This window comes from Vicinamibacteria bacterium (genome assembly GCA_035620555.1).
Lineage (GTDB): Bacteria > Acidobacteriota > Vicinamibacteria > Marinacidobacterales > SMYC01 > DASPGQ01.
In genome coordinates, this window is record DASPGQ010000185.1 from 1 (window position 1) to 3,980 (window position 3,980).

The 3,980-nt window shown below is 62.8% G+C and carries 3 protein-coding genes; 2 read left to right on the forward strand and 1 reads right to left on the reverse strand.

Features of this window, described 5'->3' with window-relative positions:
• The coding region (locus VEK15_07265; GenBank protein HXV60474.1) for a winged helix-turn-helix domain-containing protein at positions 1 to 1,920 on the reverse strand (1,920 nt) is incomplete at its 3' end.
• 498 nt (positions 1,921 to 2,418) lie between these two features.
• Between VEK15_07265 and VEK15_07270 the strand changes: the two genes are divergently transcribed.
• A complete protein-coding gene (locus VEK15_07270; protein ID HXV60475.1) occupies positions 2,419 to 3,438 on the forward strand; it encodes a hypothetical protein in 1,020 nt (339 codons plus the stop codon).
• A 395-nt stretch (positions 3,439 to 3,833) separates the two neighbouring features.
• Positions 3,834 to 3,980: type II toxin-antitoxin system prevent-host-death family antitoxin (locus tag VEK15_07275; GenBank protein HXV60476.1), on the forward strand; the 147-nt coding region annotated here is incomplete at its 3' end.

Sequence of the window (3,980 nt, forward strand, 5' to 3'; positions counted from 1 at the left end):
GTTCGGCGCCCATCTCGGGCGTATTCCACCGCGAGTCGAGACTTGCCGTTTTGTCTCGGGAGTCTCGTATGCACGAACGTATATCTCGAACCGTCCCGACTCGTCCGACTCGTATGCGACCCATCGCGCGTCGGGGGAGAAAAATCCCCACCCTTCGTTGAACGGCGTTGAAAGCCATGTCTCCGCCCTGCGTTCGTTCTCGAAATCGATGACACGCAGATCCCAATCGCGACCGTCGCGGTGCTCCTCGAAGAGCAGCAAACGGCCATCGAAGGACCAGGATGTCGGCCAGATCGTGTGGGATGAAGAAACGAGGACCTCGGGCTCGCTCGACGTATCCACGTCCTTCACGAAGATTCCGTTGCCGCCGCCGCGGTTCGACCAGAACGCGAGCCGGCGGCCGTCGGGAGCCCACGTGGGAAAGAGATTGTCCCAGGCGAAGGTCAGCCGAGAAGCAGAGTGCCTCTCGAAGTCGTGAACCCAGATGTGATCCGTCGCGCCACCCACGGAGAAGGCGACCCGATCGCCTCGCGGCGAGCTGGAGACGTTCGCGATCTCTCCGCTTGCAGGGAGCCCGGTCGCTATCGGCTCCGCCCGACCCTTACGATCGACCAAGGCGAGGTGTCCGGTCCGAAACCACAGAGGTCCGGGTGCGAAGACCAATGTGCCGTTCCTCGCGATGGCGAACGGGGCGGCGGCGTAGGGCGGGGCCATCACGTTCTCTTGGACGGGTCTCGGAGGTCCCGTCACGCGCAACCAGTCCTGGTCGAAAGGCACCGCGTATAAAGAGCCTTCGCGCCAATAGACGATGTGGCCGCTCGGACTGTACCGTCCGCACGTACCGCCCTCGATGAGAATCTTCGTGTCGCGAGACTCGAGGTCCACGACGGCGACCGAGGCGTCGTCGAACGAGGTGATGTCGACCGTTCCGACCGTGAAGAGGATTGCTTTCCCATTGGGGAGCGCATCTGGAAGCCGGTGGCCTTTCTCGCGTTTCTCGCGGTCGGGAACGGTCAACGGTTCCCTGCCTCCGTCGGGCGTGAGACGGACCAGGCCCGACGTCGATGACGTTGCCAGAACGACATCGCCTTCCGGCGTCCAGGTCGCACCGAACGGCAACTCGTCGAACTCGTGGTTCCCGAACGACGTGGGCACCCCACCGTCGGTCGCCACTTGCATGAGCCGTCTCTCGCCCGTCGAGAAGAATCCCACCTTGGCGCCGTCGAGGGAGAAGAAAGGCAAGCCGGCGCCTCTCGTACCCGGCACGATCCGAGCCGTCTCCGAGGCGAGCTCTTGAATATAGAGATTCATGTCGTTTAGCGTTCGTCGGGCCGCGTAGACGACGGTTCGACCGTCCGGAGAAAGCGCAAGGCCGGGAGCACGGCCAAGCCTCAACTCGCCTTCGAGCGGCAGCGTCGCGCGGATGACCGACGCCGCAGCCGTGTCGACCGAATCTTGCCGATCGAGCAAGGCGAGCGCGAGAAGCATAGCAATGATGAGGGCGCCGGCAACGCCAGCCGCATAGGCTTTGACGCGACCACGGTGCCGATCCTCTCTCGCGGTTCCGCGCCGCTCTGCGAGATGGTTCGCAACTTCCGCCGCCGAGACATCCGCCAAGAATCGATAGCCGTTGTGTCGGATCGTGGCCACGAAACGGGGGTTGTTGCCGGAGTCACCGAGAGCCTCACGCAAGCGTTTGACCGCGTGGTTCAGGTTCTCGTCCGTCCGGTAGGCAGGCGCTTCCGCCCATAGCCTTTCCTTGAGTTCGTCACGGGTGACCATGCAGCCCCGCTTCTCCAGGAGCGCGACCAGGACCATGAGGGGCTGGGGCTTTAGCCGGACGCGGCGCCCCTCCTTGCGTAGCTCTCCTCGAGAACCATCGAGCTCAAACGCGCCGAAGCGCCAGATCTGAGGATCCACGCTTCCTCCCCCTCCGGCGATATTCGCACGCAACCGTCGACCAATCAATCGCTTAGATCGCCGCAATATGGCCCGGTGTCCTCCTCTTCCGACTCGGTTACCGTCGAGCCGTGTTGAGACCACGCAACGAGCGATGAGGAAAGACACGATGTCATACATAAGAAGCGTCTGCCTGTTTCTGACGTTTGTTTCTCTCGGTACTCTTGCCAGCGGATCGGCTGCATCGAGAGGTGCTTCTCACCGGACAACTCTGGTCGAGCGGACTCGCGTCGATGGCTCCATTGTCCACTTCGTTTTCGAGGTGCCGCTCGGAGACGCGCCGCTCGATTCGATCCGGGTGCATCGAGTCGTGAAAGTGAGAGAGGACCACAACGACCGAAGGGATTCTCGTCCGACGACACCGAGCACGCCGTCTTTCTGATCCATGGGAGCGCCGGCCTATTCTCCACCACCTTTCTTGCCGGTCGGTTTCCGTCAGCGGAGAGCGAGGATCAGTCCATGGCGGTGTTCCTCGCCGAACGAGGCATCGACGTCTGGGGCATCGATCTCGCCTGGTCGTTGGTTCCGCTCGACGAGCAGAACCTCGCATTCATGGGTGAGTGGGGGCTTCAACGCCAAGTCGATGAAGTCTCGATAGCGCTCGACCTGGCGCTATCGAAGCGCGGCAAGCACAAGAATCGCGGCATTCATCTCCTCGGCTACAGCCTTGGTGGTGTCATCGGCTACGCCTTCGTGAATGGCGAAGCGAGCCTTCCCTGCGGCCGGCGCCGTGTCAAAGGGTGGATTCCATTCGATACGAGCGTGAAGGCGGACGATCCTGCCGTGACGGCTCGCGCCTGCGAGATGGCTCGTGCCACCGATGCCATGCTCGCCGGAGGCATTCTTCGTGACGCCACGAACGCCCTTGCGGCACAGGTCGGTTTCCTGGCACGGACCGATCCTGACGGTGCATCGCCCATCTTTCCTGGCTTCACGAACCGGCAGGTCGCCATCGTCGTCCTCGCCCTTCCCTCACCGGAGCCCCCGGGCGTAGACAACCCCGCTTATCATCTCTTCGCCGGTATTTTCGACGCCACAACTAGCCTTCCCGTGGATCTCGCGCATGTAACACCATCGTTCGCGTTCGAGTGGCTCGAAAGGTTCGGCGGTGGGGCGCCGCTGCAGTTGCTGTCCGACGCCACGCACGTCGTCTGCGGTGACATCGAGCTGCCGTTCGACGACTCGCTGTCGAGCGTGACGACCCCCGTCCTTTACGTGGGAGCTGATGGAGGAGTCGGAGCGTCCGGTGTCTTCAGCACCACGCTCCTAGGCAGCTCGGACGTGACCGTCACACTCGTCGATCTCGAGCCGCCGACGAGCGACTTTCTCGACTTCGGACATATCGATCTGGCCACGGCATCTTCCGCCGGTTTTCTCGCCTGGGATCACGTCGCCGACTGGATTCGCTCGCACGACGACCCGGTGTGCTCAACCGGGGACGAGAAAGGCGCGGCGCGTCGTCGACGACGCGGCCGCTGAAGCTCTCGACTCAGCGCGCCGTTAGAAAGGGCGACGCCATCGATGCGGGTAAGGCGCGTTTCAAGACTTTCGCGTGGGAAAACCCGCGTCTCACGTCGCTGCTGTATCGGCAGGGTAATCGGCCGCCCCAAACGCTGCATGAGCCGCGGTCGATTCCCTCTCGAAACGAGAGTGTTTCTCCACCGAAAACTCGCGGTCCGGCCGGAGGACATCTCCAAAGCCCTTGCCCCTTTGCCTTCACCCTGGCGGCCCGGCGGCTTCTTCCCTGTGAGACGGACGGCTATCGCTCGATCACTACGAGAAATCCAGGTTTTCGCGCGGTCTCACGCGCGAGATGGCACGGATGGCGCAGGGAGACTTTGAGCAGAAGTGCTACATGTGACACAATGTAAACCATGCGGACCGCGGGAGTGCGAAAGGCTCGCCAGGATCTGAGCAGTTTGCTGGACGACGTCCAGAAGGGACGAGAAGTGGTCATCACCGATCGCGGCCGGCCAGTTGCCCGCCTAGTTCCGGTCGAGCCCGGACGGCCGTTTCCAGAC

What these genes read in the sequence shown, in the direction of transcription:
- VEK15_07270 (HXV60475.1), top strand. Translation starts at nt 2,419, where the DNA reads ATGGCGGTGTTCCTCGCCGAACGAGGCATCGACGTCTGGGGCATCGAT.